Annotated in this window: 18 protein-coding genes; 11 read left to right on the top strand and 7 right to left on the bottom strand. The window is 64.0% G+C overall.

Annotated elements, in window-relative coordinates:
- Nucleotides 1–50: 50 nt before the first annotated feature.
- Nucleotides 51–647: a MarC family protein gene (locus tag ACF8RA_RS23770; RefSeq protein ID WP_014592545.1), complete on the top strand. Its 597-nt coding sequence runs from the start codon at nucleotides 51–53 to the stop codon at nucleotides 645–647.
- A 40-nt stretch (nucleotides 648–687) separates the two neighbouring features.
- On the opposite strand, the gene ACF8RA_RS23775 is transcribed toward ACF8RA_RS23770, so the two are convergent.
- The 7 genes from ACF8RA_RS23775 to cobG form a co-directional block, all read right to left on the bottom strand.
- Nucleotides 688–1344, bottom strand: coding sequence for a hypothetical protein (locus ACF8RA_RS23775; RefSeq protein ID WP_176683194.1), 657 nt, complete (start codon nucleotides 1342–1344; stop codon nucleotides 688–690).
- A complete protein-coding gene (locus tag ACF8RA_RS23780) occupies nucleotides 1337–2026 on the bottom strand; it encodes a hypothetical protein (RefSeq protein WP_176683193.1) in 690 nt (229 codons plus the stop codon). Before ACF8RA_RS23780 ends, ACF8RA_RS23775 begins: the two co-directional genes overlap by 8 nt.
- 51 nt (nucleotides 2027–2077) lie before the next feature.
- Entirely contained in the window at nucleotides 2078–2761 is a 684-nt protein-coding gene (locus tag ACF8RA_RS23785) for a hypothetical protein (RefSeq protein WP_176683192.1), read from the bottom strand.
- A 118-nt stretch (nucleotides 2762–2879) separates the two neighbouring features.
- A complete protein-coding gene (gene cobJ, locus ACF8RA_RS23790) occupies nucleotides 2880–4577 on the bottom strand; it encodes a precorrin-3B C(17)-methyltransferase (protein ID WP_176683191.1) in 1698 nt (565 codons plus the stop codon).
- The gene (locus tag ACF8RA_RS23795) at nucleotides 4565–5296 is read right to left on the bottom strand and encodes a precorrin-2 C(20)-methyltransferase (RefSeq protein ID WP_084850691.1); all 732 of its coding nucleotides are present in this window, start codon (nucleotides 5294–5296) and stop codon (nucleotides 4565–4567) included. The genes cobJ and ACF8RA_RS23795 overlap by 13 nt, the downstream gene beginning before the upstream one ends.
- Entirely contained in the window at nucleotides 5296–5922 is a 627-nt protein-coding gene (locus ACF8RA_RS23800) for a precorrin-8X methylmutase (protein ID WP_046613252.1), read from the bottom strand. Before ACF8RA_RS23800 ends, ACF8RA_RS23795 begins: the two co-directional genes overlap by 1 nt.
- A complete protein-coding gene (gene cobG, locus ACF8RA_RS23805) occupies nucleotides 5915–7246 on the bottom strand; it encodes a precorrin-3B synthase (RefSeq protein ID WP_392519637.1) in 1332 nt (443 codons plus the stop codon). The genes ACF8RA_RS23800 and cobG overlap by 8 nt, the downstream gene beginning before the upstream one ends.
- A 243-nt stretch (nucleotides 7247–7489) precedes the next feature.
- Between cobG and cbiE the strand changes: the two genes are divergently transcribed.
- The 10 genes from cbiE to ACF8RA_RS23855 all read left to right on the top strand — a co-directional run bounded on the left by cbiE (nucleotide 7490) and on the right by ACF8RA_RS23855 (nucleotide 17100).
- Entirely contained in the window at nucleotides 7490–8701 is a 1212-nt protein-coding gene (gene cbiE, locus ACF8RA_RS23810) for a precorrin-6y C5,15-methyltransferase (decarboxylating) subunit CbiE (RefSeq protein WP_392519638.1), read from the top strand.
- Nucleotides 8694–9788: a cobalt-precorrin-5B (C(1))-methyltransferase gene (locus ACF8RA_RS23815; RefSeq protein WP_176683188.1), complete on the top strand. Its 1095-nt coding sequence runs from the start codon at nucleotides 8694–8696 to the stop codon at nucleotides 9786–9788. The genes cbiE and ACF8RA_RS23815 overlap by 8 nt, the downstream gene beginning before the upstream one ends.
- Nucleotides 9785–10504, top strand: a complete 720-nt coding sequence (locus ACF8RA_RS23820; protein WP_392488629.1) for a cobalt-precorrin-6A reductase — start codon at nucleotides 9785–9787, stop codon at nucleotides 10502–10504. Before ACF8RA_RS23815 ends, ACF8RA_RS23820 begins: the two co-directional genes overlap by 4 nt.
- 127 nt (nucleotides 10505–10631) lie before the next feature.
- Entirely contained in the window at nucleotides 10632–11069 is a 438-nt protein-coding gene (locus tag ACF8RA_RS23825) for an NfeD family protein (RefSeq protein ID WP_392488630.1), read from the top strand.
- Between the two features lie 26 nt (nucleotides 11070–11095).
- Nucleotides 11096–11950 carry an SPFH domain-containing protein gene (locus tag ACF8RA_RS23830; RefSeq protein WP_176683185.1) on the top strand — a complete coding sequence of 285 codons (855 nt, stop codon included), beginning with the start codon at nucleotides 11096–11098 and terminating at the stop codon, nucleotides 11948–11950.
- Nucleotides 11951–12167: 217 nt separating this feature from the next.
- On the top strand, nucleotides 12168–12557 hold the full coding sequence (locus ACF8RA_RS23835; RefSeq protein ID WP_392519639.1) for a DUF2946 domain-containing protein: 390 nt from the start codon (nucleotides 12168–12170) through the stop codon (nucleotides 12555–12557).
- 47 nt (nucleotides 12558–12604) lie between these two features.
- Nucleotides 12605–13090 (top strand): copper chaperone PCu(A)C, encoded by a 486-nt coding sequence (locus ACF8RA_RS23840; RefSeq protein ID WP_392519640.1) that lies wholly within the window; start codon nucleotides 12605–12607, stop codon nucleotides 13088–13090.
- Between the two features lie 22 nt (nucleotides 13091–13112).
- A complete protein-coding gene (locus ACF8RA_RS23845) occupies nucleotides 13113–13544 on the top strand; it encodes a DUF2946 domain-containing protein (RefSeq protein ID WP_176683182.1) in 432 nt (143 codons plus the stop codon).
- Between the two features lie 66 nt (nucleotides 13545–13610).
- Nucleotides 13611–15677: a TonB-dependent copper receptor gene (locus tag ACF8RA_RS23850; protein ID WP_176683181.1), complete on the top strand. Its 2067-nt coding sequence runs from the start codon at nucleotides 13611–13613 to the stop codon at nucleotides 15675–15677.
- Between the two features lie 55 nt (nucleotides 15678–15732).
- On the top strand, nucleotides 15733–17100 hold the full coding sequence (locus ACF8RA_RS23855; RefSeq protein ID WP_392519641.1) for a PepSY-associated TM helix domain-containing protein: 1368 nt from the start codon (nucleotides 15733–15735) through the stop codon (nucleotides 17098–17100).
- Nucleotides 17101–17105: the final 5 nt, after the last annotated feature.

The following is a 17105-nucleotide window of genomic DNA, read 5'->3' on the forward strand; positions in this document are numbered from 1 at the left end:
GGCCTCGCGAAACAAGGCCGCCCCGGCATAACCCCCAAGGAACAGTGCTCATGCTCCATGAGTTGTTCAGCGTCTACCTGAAAATGCTCGTGCTCTACAGCCCGTTCTTCGTGCTGTCGTGTTTCATCAGCCTGACCCGTGGCCACTCCAGCAAGGAGCGCAAGCAACTGGCCTGGAAGGTCGCGTTCGCAGCCTTGGTCGCCAGCGTGATGCTGTACCTGTTCGGGCGGGCGATCTTCGGTATTTTCGGCATCACCGCCGATGCCTTCCGCATCGGTGCCGGCAGCGTGCTGTTCATTTCGGCCCTGGGCATGGCCCAGGGCAAGCCGGCGGTACAGGCCGACAACGTACAGCAGGATGTGACCATCGTACCGCTGACCATTCCGCTGACGGTTGGCCCAGGCACCATCGGTGCCCTGTTGGTAATGGGGGTGAGCCAGCCGCACTGGGATGAAAAACTGCTGGCCATCGTCAGCATTGCCCTGGCCAGCTTTACCGTAGGCCTGGTGCTGTATCTATCGCACGGTATCGAGCGCCTGCTCGGTGACCAGGGTTTGCAAATTGTCAGCCGCCTGATGGGGCTCTTCGTCTGCGCCCTGGCAGCACAGATCATCTTTACCGGGATTCGCGGCTACCTGCTGCCCTAGGGTACAGAGCCAAAGCTGTCCAGACCGGTAGGCCGGAGGCCTACAACTGCAGCTCAAGGATAGCCTTGCCATTTTGCTTGTCGACGCTGGCCTGGGCCCGCTTGCGGTAGTCTTCGCGAAACCCCTGCAAGTTGAAGTGGATCACTTCGACACGCATGTCCAGGATTTTGACTTCACTGTTCAACTGCATGAACAAGAAGCCCTTGGAAGTCTTTTTCATCGACATTTCCATGTGAACCAACACCATGTCGATGAAGCCGCTCGACTGCTGGGAGCAAGGCAGCAACTGAAAGCGTCCGACCGCTTTGGAGACTGCCCTGGATTCAAACGCGGTCAATGCCTGGCTGTCATTGCGCAGTGCCTGAAGCGACGACTGGGCAGATTGATGATGACCGGCGGAGCCTTTCTGACGAACCTGGGCTAGCGCCTGCTCGGCAAGGCTGGCCCTGTCCGGCCCCGGTCGAGTCGCCGTGGGCGCGAGCTTGCCATCAAAGCCCAGAAACGCAAGGTTACGCCAGTAGTTCCTGAACCAGTCCGGCTCCAGGCCTTCATTAAAGTCCCCCCAGGCTACTTGCTGGGCAAACGCATTGGCCAACAGGATGTCGTCACGGGCTTCGCGGCTAACACCTGGCAAGAATGACAGCAGGCTGCTGTGGACGAGTTTGCCACTGGCGGCATCTTGATTGAACTCACTCATTGTCGACTCCTGATGTTGTCGCAAGTTTGACCTGGCTGCGATACTGCAATTGCTTGACCTTGATGGAGTCATGCAAGCCTGCACTTATCGAACTGATCACTTTTCCATGGGTGAAATAATTGGCGTCGAACTGCTGAGCGGGATGGGCACTTGCAAGTTCCAGCGGCTGCCACAGCCAATCCATCGCCACATGCTCTGCTGTGCTAAAGCCCAACTCGGTACTGATAACGCCTGAATCAGCCAGTATCAGGCGCAACTCCATACGTACATGGCTCACGCCTTTATCATCCGGGGGCCGAACACACTCCACCCATAACAACTGTTCAATAGCGCCGTCTGGCTGGGCGGCGTAAGCGTCGAGGCATTTGCCTACCGGCCCCTGAAGGGCGCTTGGCAGAGCTGCCAAGAGATTGGTCCGCAGCATCCTCCACGGTTCACAGGCCACTGCGGATACAGCAGGCGCGGCGCCGGAATGCAAGGTCGCGACAGTGCAGCCGAAGTTACCCTGAATTCGCAGATATTCCTTGTGCCACACAGCGTCCTGAATGGCGTGAACCTTGTTAGCAGTCAGGTAGGCTGCCAGCTGAACATCCAACAACGCTTCTGCTCGTGAAGCACTGACGGAGTTGTCGATCAATACCAGGCTATTGCCGTTCAACCACAAAGTGTAATTGGCGTGCATCAGTATGCCCTCCAGGCCCGTCGACGCCGTGTCGACAGGCCAACTTCATAGTCAGAGTTCCAGTGCCAGCAGAACCTGCAGGGCATTGTCGTCAAGTTTGGTTTCTACAATGGCGCGAATTTTGTCGTATCGGCGGCTATCGAAATTCAACACTGCACCACAGGCAAAATTGGAGGTGCCGCTGCTTTCCCACTTGGCCAGAAGATAGTTGGCAGCCTTGTCAGGCTTGGCGTCGGTCTGGATTGCACTGACAAGCATCGCCACCTGCCCTTCGCCGGTTTGCTCGCACTTGACCAGGCTCAGCTCGGTTCGGTCATCTTCCACCGACTTGCGGTCGAGCAACTCGACGTTTTTGGTGCTGGCGGCCAAGGCTGAAACAACTGTTTTGCCGAGATTGTCCAGGGCGGTTGCCACATCGCCAGTGAAAACGCCATATGCCGCCTGCAAGCCCTTGCCCAGCAGGTTGCTGATCTCAAGGTGCATATTGCGTTCAGTGAGCTGCTGTACGTCGACATTGGTTGACGCCCAGCCCATCTTGGACATCAGGTAGATGTAGTGCTTGAACCAGAGCTGCGTCTCACGGACAGGATCATGCTGCCTGTTGGCACCTTGCGTTGCCAGGGCATGACAAGCTTTTGCAGCATCGCGGTTTTGCTCACCCATTTGGTCGGGGAACACGAACAGATTCTTGTCCGGCAGAACCTGAAGCTGCAGCTTCTCTTTATCGGTCGTCATGGGAAAGGTCTCCAGGAAGGGTACGGTTGAAGCCAAATGGCTCCAGCCGCAAACCTACCTGTGCCCTTTGCATCAATCTGCCACGAAGCAGTTCCTCATCTGCCCGGGCTTCCGCCGCTTACGGCTTTACGCCATACCAGCGCGGGGTATACACCCAGAGCCCGCCAGCTGCGCGGTCGAACGTGCAGGTAGTGGAAGATCCAACCAGTACCATGGTGCGCATGTCGACCATTTCTGGCAGCAGCTCGGCCAAGGTGACGACCTTCAGCGTCTGCCCCGGCCTACCGATGTCACGGCCAAGGACTACAGGCGTGTTCCCGTCACGGTGTCGGCGCACAACCTCCAGGGCCACACCGAGCTGGTGCGGCCTGGCCTTGGAGATCGGGTTGTAGAAGGCCAGCACCAGGTCGGCCTGGGCAGCCAGGTCCAGGCGTTTTTCAATGATCGACCAGGGCTTGAGGTTGTCCGACAGCGACATGACGCAGAAGTCATGCCCCAGCGGTGCTCCCGCCTGGGCGGCGGTTGCCAGCGAGGCAGAAACCCCCGGCAGGATCTGCAGGTCGACGCGATGCCAGGCGGGGTCACTGGATTCGTGCAGCGCTTCGAGCACCGCAGCAGCCATGGCGAAAACGCCCGGGTCACCCGACGACACCACCACCACCGAACGGCCTTGGGCTGCCAGTTCGAAAGCATGTCGGGCGCGCTGCATCTCTTCGCGGTTGTCGGTGCAGTGCAGCACCTGGTCGCTGCGGAACGGGCCAGCCATGCGCACGTAAGTTTCGTAACCGAGCACATCTTCGGCCTGCGCAAGTTCGGCCTTGACTGCCGGCACCATCAGTTCCGCCGCACCTGGGCCAAGGCCGATGACCGCCAGGCGACCGCGACGGCGGCCGACCTGCGCTACGTTGACCGGGGCAGGCGCCACCGCGACCACGACTTCTTCAATCGCTATCAACTCGGCATCGGGCACCGCCGCAGCGACCATGCTGGCCACATCGCCTGCGCTGGTGGCGAAGCGCAAGGGGACACCCAGAGCCTGCGCAGCTTCGTGCAACGCGCTGTCGGCCATGGTTCGCTCGTCTGCCAGCACGCAGGCTACCGAGGGCTCGGCGATGCCGGCCTGCTGCAGTGCTGCGCGAATACTGTGCAGATTGCCACCTGCAACGCCCACCACCACCAGGCGCGGGTAGATCAGCAGCTCGTCGCGGTTGGCCGGGCGCGCCTGATGCCCCACATGGATGGTGCGCTGCGCCGCTTCGCTGGCGGGCAACTGCGCCAGCTGCAGCCACGGGGCGTTACCTTCGATGCGCACAGACTCACCCGCCAGCAAGTCGGATACAAAGCGCTTGCCTTGCTCGATGTCGGCCAATGCATAGCCCTGCGGCGGGTTCAGCAGGCAAGTACCGAAGCGCAGCTCGCCACTGGTGGTGATGGCCGCGGAAACGCCCAGTGCGTCAGCGATTTCGCGCGCCATCACGTTCACCCCACCGAGGCCTCCGAGCAACGGCACTACCGCGCTACCATCCTCGGCCACGGCCAGTACTGGCGGCTCGCTGCCCTTCTCGCTGAGCAGACTGGCCAGGCTGCGGATGACAATGCCCGCGGCACACAACGCGATGATCGGCGTGTCTTGCTGGTACAACCCACGCAGGGTATCGCCAAACGACGCGTACGACTGGTCCGCACCCTCGACACGCCCTTCGAGGCCATGGATCGTGGCCTGTGGATAACATGCCTGGATACGCTGCGCTGTCGCAAGGCTGCCCGGGCCAAGAATGACGATGGCCGGTGCCTTGTGCATGTTCAGCCCTGCCATTTTTCCCCCGGCACGATGATCAGCGAGAAGTAGGGCGACGACTGCGGGTCGACCTGGTCCAGCGGCACGATCTTCTGGTTGGCCATGGTCGCCCGCTCCACATACAGCGCACGCCGATCCAGGCCCAGTTCGGCCAGCACTTCGCGCACCTTGGGGAAGTTGCGTCCAAGTTTCATGATCACCGCTGCATCGGCGTCGGCCAGACGGCGCTTGAGCTCTTCGGCGGGCAACACGCCAGACAACACCGACAGGCTCTGGTTGCGGTACACCAGCGGCGCCCCCAGCACCGAAGCGCCACCGAGCATCGAGCAGACACCGGGAATCACTTCGGCCTCATAGCGCTGCGCCAGGCGGTCATGCAAGTACATGTAGGAGCCATAGAAGAACGGGTCGCCTTCGCAAATCACCGCCACGTCGCGGCCGGCATCCAGGTGCTCGGCCACCTGTACGCTGGCTTCGTCGTAGAAGTCGCTGATCACTTGCTCATAGGACAGCGGCGCCGGCAGCACTTCGGTGGTGACCGGGTAGACCAGCGGCAGCAAGGTCTGCTCGGGCTGCAGGTGCGCCTCGATAATGCCGAAGGCATTGCCACGCTTGCCCTTGGCCACGAAGTAGCCGACCACCGGCGCCTCACGCAACAGGCGCAGGGCCTTGAGGGTAATCAGTTCAGGATCGCCAGGGCCCACACCCAGGCCAAGCAGCCGTCCACGCGGGGCCATCATTCCACCTCCGTAGCCAGGGCGTTGACCGCCGCAGCGGCCATCGCGCTGCCGCCCAGGCGGCCTTGCATGATCACGAACGGCACGCCACGGCTGTCGGCGGCGAGCATGGCCTTGGACTCGGCAGCGCCGACGAAACCGACCGGGAAACCGAGGATGAGCGCCGGTTTGGGCGCGCCGGCATCAAGCATTTCCAACAGGTAGAACAGCGCGGTAGGGGCATTGCCGATGACCACCACACTGCCTTCCAGGTGCGGGCGCCACAGTTCCAGGGCTACAGCGGAGCGGGTGTTGCCGGCGTCTTTGGCCATGCCCGGCACGCTCGGGTCACGCAGGGTGCAGATGACTTTGTTGTCGGCTGGTAGGCGGGCCCGGGTGATGCCTTCGGCCACCATATGCGCATCGCACAGGATCGGCGCGCCGTTGAGCAGCGCCTCGCGACCGGCCCGGCCGGCACCTTCGGAGAATTGCAGGCCATCGATGGCATCAACCATGCCGCAGGCATGGATCACGCGCACGGCAAGCTTTTCAAGGTCTGCGGGGATCCGCTCGAGTCGGGCTTCCTCGCGGATGATCCGGAAGGAGTTGCGATAGATCTCCTGACCATCGCGGATGTAGTCAATCATCAAGGTGCTCCGTCGGCAGGTCGAGCATTGCGCCTGCTTCATTCAAGGTAAGGTCGGTGGCGCGCAGGGCACCGAAACCCGGCTGGCGCGCATCACGCAGGTACAGGTCGTAACGGCCCGGGGAACGGGCCAGCAAGGTGGCCGGGGCAACATGGGCCACAGCACAGGAACGGGGGCAGCCGGACAGGTGCACGCTGGCCGGCACGCCAGGGCCCAGCAGCGCGGCCAGGACAACCGCGTCGGCCTTGGTCTCGGCAAGGGCCTTGGCGCAGCCGCTGGCACCGGTGCAGGCGCTGATACGCGCCAGGGGTTCATGGTCGTGGCACAGCAACCCCAGCGCAGACAGTTCGGCCAGGGCCTGATCGAGGTGTTGTTCTTGCAGGTTGGTCAGCACCAGGCTTTGCCAAGGGCTAAGGCGCATGCTGGCATCGCCCAGTTCACGGGCAATACGTGCGGCACCGCGCAGCATCGCGGGGGTCAGGCGGACTTGCGGCGGGGCGACGCCAAGGGCAATACCCTGCGCCTGGGGCAGCCTGCCCAACCACGAGGTGCGGTGCTGTTCACGCCGCCATGTGAGCACGGCGGCATCGCGGCGGATGTCCAGACCGAGCCCAGCAACAAAATCAGCTGTCGGGTACACCTCAAGCAGCTGGCGCATGCGCGTCTGCGTCGGGGATGCCAGATCGAGGAAGCGCTCCAGCACGGCGCGCACCAGCATCAGGCCCTGCGCCAGCGGCACCGCACCGAGCACCTGGCCCTCTGCCGGGCAACCTGCCAGGCCAAACGCCAGCCAGGTCTGCTGCTCCAGGTGCAGGGGCGACAGCCACAGGTCATGGGGGTGTTCGAGCATCGCCAGGCGCTCGCCTGCATCCAGCTGCACGGCGAACTTGGCCGACAGCTGGTGAAAGCGCGGGGTGCCTTCCAACAGGTCGAGGATCTGCCCGGCCAGCGGCCTGGCGTCCAGCAGCATCGCCGGGTCATGCCCGACCAGCGGGCTGAGCATCAGGTTGCGCACATCGTCACCGGCCGCCTCGCGTGGGCCCAGGCCAGCAGCGAGCAAGGTGTCGACCAGGGCACGGTGCTCGTTACCGATGCCGCGAATCTGCAGGTTGCCACGGTTGGTAGCCTCGATCACACCGCCAGCAAAGCGCTCGGCCGCCGTCGCCACGACTTCGGCCTGATCGGCCAGCAACAGGCCGCCTGGTAGCTTGATACGGCAGATGCCGCCATCACGGGCACTGACGATGCGCCACAACCCCGGGCAGGCCGAGGGGCGAGGGATGACAGCGGGGGCTTCGGCCTGGGTCAATGGGGTGTCCGGCAATCTGTGAAAGTGCGCTTGAGTGTAGAAGGCGCGGTATTATGCCTGCTTTGTCCGGCGGCATGAAAAGCCGGTGGTCGAGCACCCTCGGCGATCAAGTAGAAATTCAGGACCGCGTCGCCTTCTTCGCGGGCTCGCCCGCTCCCACAGGATCACTGCAGGCCGCACATGCTGCACTGTATCTGTAGGAACGGGCTTGCCCGCGAAGCGGCGCGAAGCGGCCCCAAAAATGGCGGATTGAAATACATGACACCCTGGCTGACGGTAGTAGGCATCGGCGAAGACGGCTTCAGCGGCCTGGGCAAACAGGCCCGGCGCGCACTGCTTGGCGCTGGGCGGGTCTTCGGCAGTCCGCGCCAGCTGGCCTTGCTGCCACGTTGCGTGACCGCTGAACAACTGGCCTGGCCCAGCCCGTTCTCGCTGGCCCCGGTGTTGGCCCTGCGCGGCGAGCCGGTGTGCGTGCTGGCCAGCGGCGACCCTATGTTCTATGGGGTCGGCGCCAGCCTGGCACGCCAGGTGCCCGCTGCAGAAATGCGCGTGCTGTCGATGCCCTCTTCCTGCGCCCTGGCTGCTGCCCGCCTGGGCTGGCCACTGCAGGACCTGCAGGTGGTGTCGCTGGTGGCCCGCCCCCTGGCAGCGCTCAATGCCCACTTGCACAGCGGCATGCGCCTGCTGGTGCTGAGCAACGATGGCGATAGCCCGGCGGCAATTGCCGCGCAGTTGCGCGAGCAAGGCTTCGGCCCAAGCCGCCTGCAGGTGTTCGAGCACCTGGGGGGCGTGAACGAACGTGCACTGGCCGGCACCGCCCAGGACTGGCCGCACACCGGTATCGCGGCGCTCAACCTGGTAGCCATCGAATGCCTGGCTACGCCCGATGCACCCCGCCTGCACCGGCTGGCCGGGTTGCCAGACGCCGCATTCCGGCACGATGGCCAGTTGACCAAGCGTGATGTCCGCGCCATCACTCTGGCGCGCCTGGCACCGCAGCCTGGCGAACTGTTGTGGGATGTGGGCGCGGGCTGTGGCTCGATCGGCATCGAATGGATGCGCGCCCATCCGGCATGCCGGGCCCTGGCCATCGAGGCCGACGAAGGTCGCCAGGGTTTGATCGAGCATAACCGCGATGCACTGGGTGTACCTGGCCTGCAACTGGTTCGCGGCAAGGCGCCAGCGGCGCTGCAAGGCCTGGAGCAACCGGATGCGATCTTCATCGGAGGTGGCGTTACCCGCGAAGGTGTACTGGACCTGTGCTGGGCAAGCCTGCGCCCCGGCGGCCGCCTGGTGGCCAATGCCGTCACCCTGCAAAGCGAACTGGCCCTGGCGCACTTTCGCGAACAGCACGGCGGTGAGCTGACCCGCATCCATGTCGCGCATGCCCAGCCCTTGGGTGCGTTCGACACCTGGCGCCAGGCACTGCCGATCACCCTCCTGGAAGTATTGAAACCCGCCGATGCGTGAAGAAACCCGCGAACAACCCGCGCCTCTGCGCAGCGGCCTTACCACCGGCAGCTGCGCCACCGCTACCAGCCTGGCAGCGGCCAAGCTGCTGCTCACCGGGCAGCGTGACGATGCGGTGGACATCACCCTGCCCAAAGGCAAGGTCGTGCAGATGCGCCTGGAGTTCTGCCGCCTGATCGGCGAGTGCGCCGAAGCCGGCACGCTCAAGGATGCGGGTGACGACCCGGACGTGACCCACGGCGCCCTGCTCTATACCCAGGTGCGCCTGCTGGCGGAACCTGGCATTGGTTTTGTCGCCGGCAGCGGCGTGGGCACGGTGACCCGGCCAGGGCTGGTGCTGGCGGTGGGTGAACCGGCCATCAACCCGGTGCCTCGGCGCATGATCAGTGAACACCTGCAACGCCTGGCCGACGCGTGCGGCTACCTTGGCGGCTTCGAAGTCACGGTCAATGTGCAAGGTGGCGAGCAACTGGCCCTGAAAACCATGAACCCGCGCCTGGGCATCCTCGGCGGGCTGTCGATCCTCGGCACCAGCGGAATCGTCCGGCCGTTCTCCTGCGCAGCCTACATTGCGTCGATCCACCAAGGCATCGACGTGGCCCACACCAACGGCTACACGCACATCGCCGCGTGCACCGGCAATGCCAGCGAAGACACCATGCGCCGCGTCTACGGTCTGCCGGAAATCGCCCTGATCGAAATGGGCGATTTCGTCGGCGCGGTGCTCAAGCACCTGCGCAAGGTACCGGTGCCGCGCCTGACCCTGTGCGGCGGCTTCGGCAAGATCAGCAAACTGGCCGCCGGGCACATGGACCTGCACAGTCGTCACTCCAGCATCGACTTGCCGCAACTGGCCGGTTGGGCCGCAGACATTGGCGCTGACGAAGCGTTACAGGCCGCCATCATTGCTGCCAACACCAGCCAGCAAGCGCTCGCCCTGGCTCATGCGGCCGGCATTGCCTTGGGTGACGCGGTGTGTGCCCACGCCCTGGCCTTTGCCCGTAGCGTCGTGCCGGCGCAGGTGCAAGTGGAAGTGTTCGCCATCGACCGCCAAGGCGGCATCGTCGGCCAGGCGGGTGTGCAATGACCGCGCGCATCCTGTTGCTGGGGGGGGTCACTGAAGCCCTGGCTATGGCCCGCCGGCTCGGGCCTCGACATGTCTACAGCCTGGCTGGCATAGGCCGCGTGCCGCAGGGCCTGCAATGCCAGGTGCGGGTCGGGGGCTATGGCGGTGTCGAGGGCCTGACCCGCTACCTGCGCGAAGCGGGTATCACCCTGCTGATCGACGCCACCCATCCCTATGCCGCGCAAATCAGCCGCAATGCCGCCAGCGCCGCACGCAACGCCGGCATCCCGTGCTGGGCCTTGCGTCGTCCGGCCTGGCAGGCGCAAGCAGGGGACGACTGGCGAGAAGTCGACGATTGGGCAGGGTTGATCGAAGCACTGAAGCCGTTCCGCAGGCCGCTGTTCACGCTGGGCCGTGAGCCGCTACAGCACCTGGACGAGATTCCGCCGGAGCAGTTCTGGACCCTTCGAGCGCTTGAGGCGTGCCCTGGCAACGAGCGCTGTGAAGTGATTGGCGCACGTGGGCCGTTCCATATCGAGGATGAGCGGGCGTTGTTCCAACGCCGCCACATCGATGTGCTGATCAGCAAGAACAGCGGCAGTGTGGCGACCGAGCCGAAGCTGGAAGTGGCGCGGGAGCTTGGCGTGCCGGTGCTTGTCCTGAAACGTCCGGCGCTGCCGGAGGTGGACCGGATATTCGACTCACTGGCAGATCTGGCAACAGCGCTCGCTGTCTAGGCGCTGACCTTTCGCGCCCCAAGGCGCTCCTACAAAGATTTCAGACTTTTCTTCCAACTTACCAAGTGGCCCGTTGCTGCCCTGCTGCCTTAAACTCAACGCCCCTCCCCCGGAAGGTTTCACCCATATGGAAATGCAATGGTGGATCTGGCTGGTCTTCGGCATCGCGCTGATCCTGCTTGAACTGGTCCTGCCAACGTTCTTCGTACTCTGGTTCGGCATCGGCGCCGTGCTGGTCTCGCTCATCTCACTCGCCGCACCCAGCCTGCAACTGGACATGCAAATCCTGCTGTGGGTGCTGCTGTCGTCGGCCACCACCGTGCTGTGGTTCAGAGTGTTCCGGCGCAAGCAGCCGGATGTGCGCTGGACCGCCGACAGCGTGATCGGCGAAGTGGGCCTGCTGACCGCTGCCGTGTCGGAGTTTCAGAAGGGCCGCGTACGCTTCCAGAAGCCGATCCTCGGCAACGAAGAGTGGACCTGTATCGCCGATAGCCAGATCGCCGTCGGTGAGCGCGTACGCCTGACCGCCATCGAGGGGAACACCGCCCGCGTTATCCGGGCCTGAATCCGCATTAAAAGGAATTTTGCAGCATGACCAGCCTCATCGTCGTCGGCGCCATCGCCCTGTTCGTCCTGATCACCGTGTTCAAGGGGGTGCGCATCGTGCCCCAGGGCGAGGAGTGGATCGTCGAACGCCTGGGCCGCTACAACAGCACCCTCAAGCCGGGCCTCAACATTGTCATCCCCTACATGGACGTGGTCGCCTACCGCCTGCCGACCAAGGACATCATCCTCGATGTGCAGCAGCAGGAAATCATCACCAAGGACAACGCGGTAATCGTCGCCAACGCCCTGTGTTTCGCCAAGGTAGTCGACCCGCAGAAAGCCTCGTATGGCGTGCAGGACTTCTCCTTCGCCGTCACCAGCCTGACCATGACCTCGCTGCGCGCCATCGTCGGTGCAATGGACCTCGACGAGGCGCTGTCCAGCCGCGAGCAGATCAAGGCCCGCCTGCGCGATGCAATGTCCGAGCAGACCGAAGACTGGGGCGTGACCGTGCGCTCGGTGGAAATTCAAGACATCAAACCGTCGGAAAACATGCAACTGGCCATGGAACGCCAGGCTGCGGCCGAGCGTGAGCGCAAGGCCGACGTCACCCGTGCCGAAGGGGCCAAGCAGGCGGCAATCCTCGAAGCAGAAGCGCGCCTGCAGGCGGCCAGGCTGGATGCCGAGGCACAGATCAGCCTGGCCGAGGCCTCGGCGCGGGCGATTTCGCTGGTGAAAGAAGCAGTGGGCAACGAGACCGTACCGGCCATGTACCTGTTGGGCGAACGCTATGTGGGCGCGATGGAGAACCTGGCGGGCAGCAGCAATGCCAAGGTGGTGGTGTTGCCGGCTGACCTGCAAGAGACCGTGCGCGGGTTGATGGGCCGCAACAAGGTTTGAGAGTGTCGGGGGCGCTTTGCGCCCCTATCGCGACACAAGGCCCCACAGGACAGCGCAGTATTCGAGGCTGCCGCAATTCTGTGGGAGCGGCCTTGTGTCGCGATGGGCTGCACAGCAGCCCCATTACGAGACCACCTGCGTCACTTCACCGCACCCCGGCATTTTTACCTATACTCCGCCGTACAATAGCCACCACGATTCCTGACCGGATCTCTCCATGCCCCCACGTCGGCACATTGCCTGGATAGCCTGCCTTGCAGTGCTGTTCAACCTGCTGGCCATGCCGCTGTCCTCTGCTGCGCCCAAGGGCCTGGCCGAGCAGCTGCTGTGGGGGGCTTTCTGTTCCAGCATGGCCAACAAGGGCAACGTCGACGTACAGGCCCTGGCCAAGATCGACCTCGGCCCACAAAGCGACGACAGCGTCGGCATGATGAACTGCTGGTGCTGCTCCGGTGCCGTGCCGCTGCTGGCCCTGCCCGGCTACCCGCCACAGTTGCACAACCCGCCGACACTGCTCGGCGGGCTGCTGCCGCCACCTGCCAAGTACCAGCCTACGCCGCGCCAGCTCTGGCCTGGGCTAAACCCTCGTGCCTCTCCGCTAGCCTGAGTTCATCACGCTGTCTGCCTGAACCAGAACGGAAACGGAGATTCACCATGCTCAAGCACGCCCTCGTCATGGCCGCCCTGCTGCTGCCTGGCGCCTTTGCCAACGCCCACGAATACAGCGTGGGTAACCTGCATATTGCCCACCCGTGGTCGCTGCAACTGCCACCCAACGCGCCCAACGTCGCCGCATATTTCGTGGTGCACAACAATGGCCAGGCCGACGACCGCCTGCTCAGCGTCGACAGCCCCATCAGCGATGACGCGCAACTGCATGAGCATGCCATGAGCGCCAGCGGCGCCATGAAGATGCAACAGGTGCCCAGCGTGGTAGTGCCTGCCGGCAAGGACCTGACCTTTGCCCCCGGCGCGTACCACGTGATGCTGATGCAGCCCAAGGACCGCAGCCTGCTCAGCGACGGCAAGCGCTTCCCGTTGACCCTGCACTTCGAAAAGGCCGGCGATATCACCGTCGAAGTGGCCGTGCAGAAGCAGGCGCCAGCGGACCAGTCGCAAGCCCACGAACACGCACACTGACACCTGCTGACAGGCACTCGCCATGAGTCTGCCGCGCAGCCGCATCAGCCGTACCACCCGCCCTGAATTCAGGCGCGCCGGTGGCGGATGGCTGAGCCTGTTCGCCATGTGGATGATCTTCATCGGACCGCTGATTTCCCAGTCGATGCCGATGGACCACCACGCGGGCATGAACATGCCGATGGACATGCCGATGGCGGCTGCCCATCAGCATGGCGGTGACACCCATCACGGCCACGGTGGCGATGGCCAGCTGCATGTGATGTGGGAAAAGTGCGGTTACTGCAGCCTGTTGTTCAACTGCCCGGCCCTGCCCCAGGCCCTCAGCCCGCTCAGCGCCGGCAGCATCGTCCCCACCAGCCACCTGCTTGCGCCAACGCACCAGGGCCATGCCCGGCAGGCTGTATTCCCTGGTGCGCGCAGCCGCGCCCCGCCTTCTTCGATCAACGTCTGAAACCACATTTTGCGCACGAAGCCAGGAGGCTTCGCGCTAACTCATGACTGATCGACTGGAATCACTATGTCCGGCTGCACCCCTGTTTTTGCCTTGTCCCTGCGCGGGACCATCGCCGCCCTGTGCGGCTCGCTACTCGCACCCATGGCCCTGGCCGCCGACCCTGGCCATGAAGGCCATGTGCACGATGCTCCCGAACTGAGCCCGACGGTGATCACCGCCGTGGCCCCGAGTTCGCCGCTGACCGTGGTCACCAACCCGAAAGACCCGCGCCAGCCAGTGCCGGCCAGCGACGGGGCCGACTACCTGAAGACCATCCCCGGCTTCTCGGCAATCCGTGCCGGCGGTACCAACGGCGACCCGGTACTGCGCGGCATGTTCGGCTCGCGTCTGAACATCCTCACCAACGGAGGCATGATGCTTGGGGCCTGCCCCAATCGCATGGACGCGCCCACGTCCTATATTTCGCCAGAAACCTACGACCGCCTGACCGTGATCAAAGGCCCGCAGAGCGTTATCTGGGGCCCCGGCGGCTCGGCAGGCACCATCCTCTTCGAGCGCGAACCGGAGAAATTCGGCACCCTCGGCAGCCGCGTCAACGCAAGCCTGCTGGCCGGCTCCAACGGCCGCTTCGACAAGGTGCTGGATGCCGCGGCCGGCAACAGTCAGGGCTATGCCCGCTTCGTCGGCAACCAGTCACGTTCGGATGACTACCACGACGGCAACAACGACACCGTGCCGTCGCGCTGGGACAAGTGGAACGGCGATGTCGCCCTCGGCTGGACACCCGACCAGGACACCTTGCTGGAGCTGACTGCCGGCAAGGGTGACGGCGAAGCCCGCTACGCCGGGCGCGGTATGGACGGCTCGCAGTTCAAGCGCGAAAGCCTGGGCCTGCGCTTTGAAAAGTCCAACCTCGGCGAGGTGCTCGACAAGGTCGAGGCGCAGGTCTACTACAACTACGCCGACCATGTGATGGACAACTACAGCCTGCGCACGCCGTCGGGTAGCGGCATGATGGGCATGCCGATGGTCAGCAACGTCGACCGCCGCACCATGGGCGCACGCATCAAAGCCACCTGGCGCTGGGCCGACGTGCAGTTGATCAGCGGGATCGACGCGCAAACCAACGAACATCGCCAGCGTGGCGGTATGGGTGTGGACGCACACAGGGGCCAGGCCTGGACCAAGGACGCCGACTTCCACAACTACGGCGCCTTCAGCGAACTGACCTGGTACGTCAGCGGAGAGGACCGCTTGATTACCGGCGCCCGTCTGGACCGCGCCTCGGCGCGCGATTTCCGCAAAACCAGCGCCACCGAAGGCGACACCCGCGCCGATACCCTGCCAAGCGGCTTCATCCGTTACGAGCACGACCTGGCAGCCATCCCGGCCACCACCTACATCGGCCTCGGCCATGCCCAGCGCTTCCCCGACTACTGGGAGCTGTTCTCACCCAAGCTGGCACCACCCGGCTCGGCCAATGCCTTCGACGGCATCAAGCCAGAGAAAACCACCCAGCTCGACTTCGGCATCCAGTACCGCACTGAACGCCTGGAGGCCTGGGCTTCGGGCTATGTCGGGCAGATTCGCGACTACATCCTGTTCGACTACCGCACAGGCATGATGGGCATGAGCACCTCGCAGGCGCAGAACATCGACGCCCGCATCATGGGTGGCGAACTGGGCGCCGCCTACCAGCTGACTGAAAACTGGAAGGCCGACGCCACGCTTGCCTACGCTTGGGGCAAGAACAGCAGCGATGGCAAAGCGCTACCTCAAATGCCTCCCCTGGAAAGCCGCATGGGCCTGACGTACAGCCGCGATGTGTGGAGCGTCGGCGCACTGTGGCGGCTGGTGGCGGCGCAAAACCGCATTGCCGAAAACCAAGGGAACGTCGTTGGCAAGGACTACGACAAGAGCGCCGGCTTCGGCGTGTTCTCCCTGAACGGCGCCTACAAGGTGAACAACAACCTCAAGCTCAGCGCAGGGGTCGACAACCTGTTCGACAAAACCTACGCCGAGCACCTGAACCTGGCCGGGAACGCCGGGTTTGGCTACCCGGCTACAGATCCACAGCCGGTCAACGAGCCAGGCAGGACCTTCTGGACCAAGGTCGACTTCAGCTTCTGACAACAACGGGCGCAGCTTCGGTTGCGCCCTTCAGCTGGTCAAAAAGGAGGTTCCCATGAGAGGAACACGCGTCTCGTTCTATAACCTGGCCTGGCGTTGGCATTTCTATGCGGGGCTGTTCGTGGCCCCGTTCATGATCCTGCTGGCGATCACCGGGATCATCTACCTGTTCAAGCCCCAGCTCGACCCGCTGCTGTACCGCGACCTGATGGTGGTCGAGGCCGGTCACCACCGCCAGGGCGCAGACATGATGCTGGCTGAAGTGCGCCAGGCCTACCCCAAGGGCCACATCAGCCAGTACCTGCCGCCACTGAACGCAGAGCGTAGTGCGCAGTTCGTGGTGCAAAACAGCGGGCGTGAACTGAACGTGTTCGTCGACCCATACAGCGGCAAGGTCCTCGGTGAACAGGACGGCAAGCAGAACCTGCAGGCCATCGCCCGCGCCCTGCATGGCGAACTGATGGTCGGCACGGTCGGCGACCGGCTGGTGGAACTGGCGGCGGGCTGGGGCATCGTGCTGGTGGTATCAGGCCTGTACCTGTGGTGGCCGCGCGGGCGCAATGGCGCCGGCGTGCTTTGGCCGCGGCTGTCGGCACGCGGCCGGCTGCTGTGGCGTGACCTGCACGCGGTAACCGGCTTCTGGGGTTCGGCCTTGCTGTTGTTGATGCTGCTCAGCGGCATGACCTGGACCGGCCTGTGGGGCAAGCAGTACGCTGATTTGTGGAACCGCTTCCCGGCAGCCATGTGGAACGACGTGCCCAAGTCGGACCAGCAGGCGCGTGAGCTGAACAGCGCGCACCGCCAGACCGTGCCCTGGGCCATGGAAAACACGCCGATGCCGCAGTCCGGTGCACACGCCGAGCACGCCGGGCACCACATGATGTCGGACATGCCCGCGGCGCCCCTGGTGAGCTTGCAGCAAGTCGAAGACATTGCCACTTCGCGTCAAGTCGAGCCGGGCTACAGCATTACCCTGCCCACCACTGCCGACGGAGTGTTCACCATTGCCGTGTTCGCCGACGACCCGCGCAACGACGCCACCCTGCATGTCGACCAATACACCGGCAAGGTTCTGGCCGATGTGCGCTGGCAAGACTACAGCCCGGTTGCCCGCGCCACCGAGCTGGGCGTGATGCTGCACGAAGGCAAGATGTTCGGGGCGCTGAACCAGATCATCATCCTGCTGGTGTGCCTGATGATCCTGCTGGGTTCGGTGAGCGGGCTGGTGATGTGGTGGAAGCGCCGGCCTGAAGGCGGCCTGGGCGTACCGCCTTTGCGTCATGACCTGCCACGCTGGAAGGCGGCGGTGGCAGTGATGCTGGTGCTGGGGGTGATGTTCCCGCTGGTGGGGGTGTCGATGGTGGTGATGTGGGGGGTGGATAGTTTGGTGGTGAGGCGCCGCCGGGTCTTGGCCAGCGCTTGAGCCTT

Origin of the sequence: Pseudomonas sp. FYR_5, assembly GCF_043106315.1 — a bacterium.
Lineage (GTDB): Bacteria > Pseudomonadota > Gammaproteobacteria > Pseudomonadales > Pseudomonadaceae > Aquipseudomonas > Aquipseudomonas putida_Y.

Excerpts from the sequence above, each read along its gene's own strand:
- ACF8RA_RS23770 (WP_014592545.1), top strand. The coding sequence starts at position 51 with ATGCTCCATGAGTTGTTCAGCGTCTACCTGAAAATGCTCGTGCTCTAC.
- ACF8RA_RS23775 (WP_176683194.1), bottom strand. The coding sequence starts at position 1,344 with ATGAGTGAGTTCAATCAAGATGCCGCCAGTGGCAAACTCGTCCACAGC.
- ACF8RA_RS23780 (WP_176683193.1), bottom strand. The coding sequence starts at position 2,026 with ATGCACGCCAATTACACTTTGTGGTTGAACGGCAATAGCCTGGTATTG.
- ACF8RA_RS23785 (WP_176683192.1), bottom strand. The coding sequence starts at position 2,761 with ATGACGACCGATAAAGAGAAGCTGCAGCTTCAGGTTCTGCCGGACAAG.
- cobJ (WP_176683191.1), bottom strand. The coding sequence starts at position 4,577 with ATGGCAGGGCTGAACATGCACAAGGCACCGGCCATCGTCATTCTTGGC.
- ACF8RA_RS23795 (WP_084850691.1), bottom strand. The coding sequence starts at position 5,296 with ATGGCCCCGCGTGGACGGCTGCTTGGCCTGGGTGTGGGCCCTGGCGAT.
- ACF8RA_RS23800 (WP_046613252.1), bottom strand. The coding sequence starts at position 5,922 with ATGATTGACTACATCCGCGATGGTCAGGAGATCTATCGCAACTCCTTC.
- cbiE (WP_392519638.1), top strand. The coding sequence starts at position 7,490 with ATGACACCCTGGCTGACGGTAGTAGGCATCGGCGAAGACGGCTTCAGC.
- ACF8RA_RS23815 (WP_176683188.1), top strand. The coding sequence starts at position 8,694 with ATGCGTGAAGAAACCCGCGAACAACCCGCGCCTCTGCGCAGCGGCCTT.
- ACF8RA_RS23820 (WP_392488629.1), top strand. The coding sequence starts at position 9,785 with ATGACCGCGCGCATCCTGTTGCTGGGGGGGGTCACTGAAGCCCTGGCT.
- ACF8RA_RS23825 (WP_392488630.1), top strand. The coding sequence starts at position 10,632 with ATGGAAATGCAATGGTGGATCTGGCTGGTCTTCGGCATCGCGCTGATC.
- ACF8RA_RS23830 (WP_176683185.1), top strand. The coding sequence starts at position 11,096 with ATGACCAGCCTCATCGTCGTCGGCGCCATCGCCCTGTTCGTCCTGATC.
- ACF8RA_RS23835 (WP_392519639.1), top strand. The coding sequence starts at position 12,168 with ATGCCCCCACGTCGGCACATTGCCTGGATAGCCTGCCTTGCAGTGCTG.
- ACF8RA_RS23840 (WP_392519640.1), top strand. The coding sequence starts at position 12,605 with ATGCTCAAGCACGCCCTCGTCATGGCCGCCCTGCTGCTGCCTGGCGCC.
- ACF8RA_RS23845 (WP_176683182.1), top strand. The coding sequence starts at position 13,113 with ATGAGTCTGCCGCGCAGCCGCATCAGCCGTACCACCCGCCCTGAATTC.
- ACF8RA_RS23850 (WP_176683181.1), top strand. The coding sequence starts at position 13,611 with ATGTCCGGCTGCACCCCTGTTTTTGCCTTGTCCCTGCGCGGGACCATC.
- ACF8RA_RS23855 (WP_392519641.1), top strand. The coding sequence starts at position 15,733 with ATGAGAGGAACACGCGTCTCGTTCTATAACCTGGCCTGGCGTTGGCAT.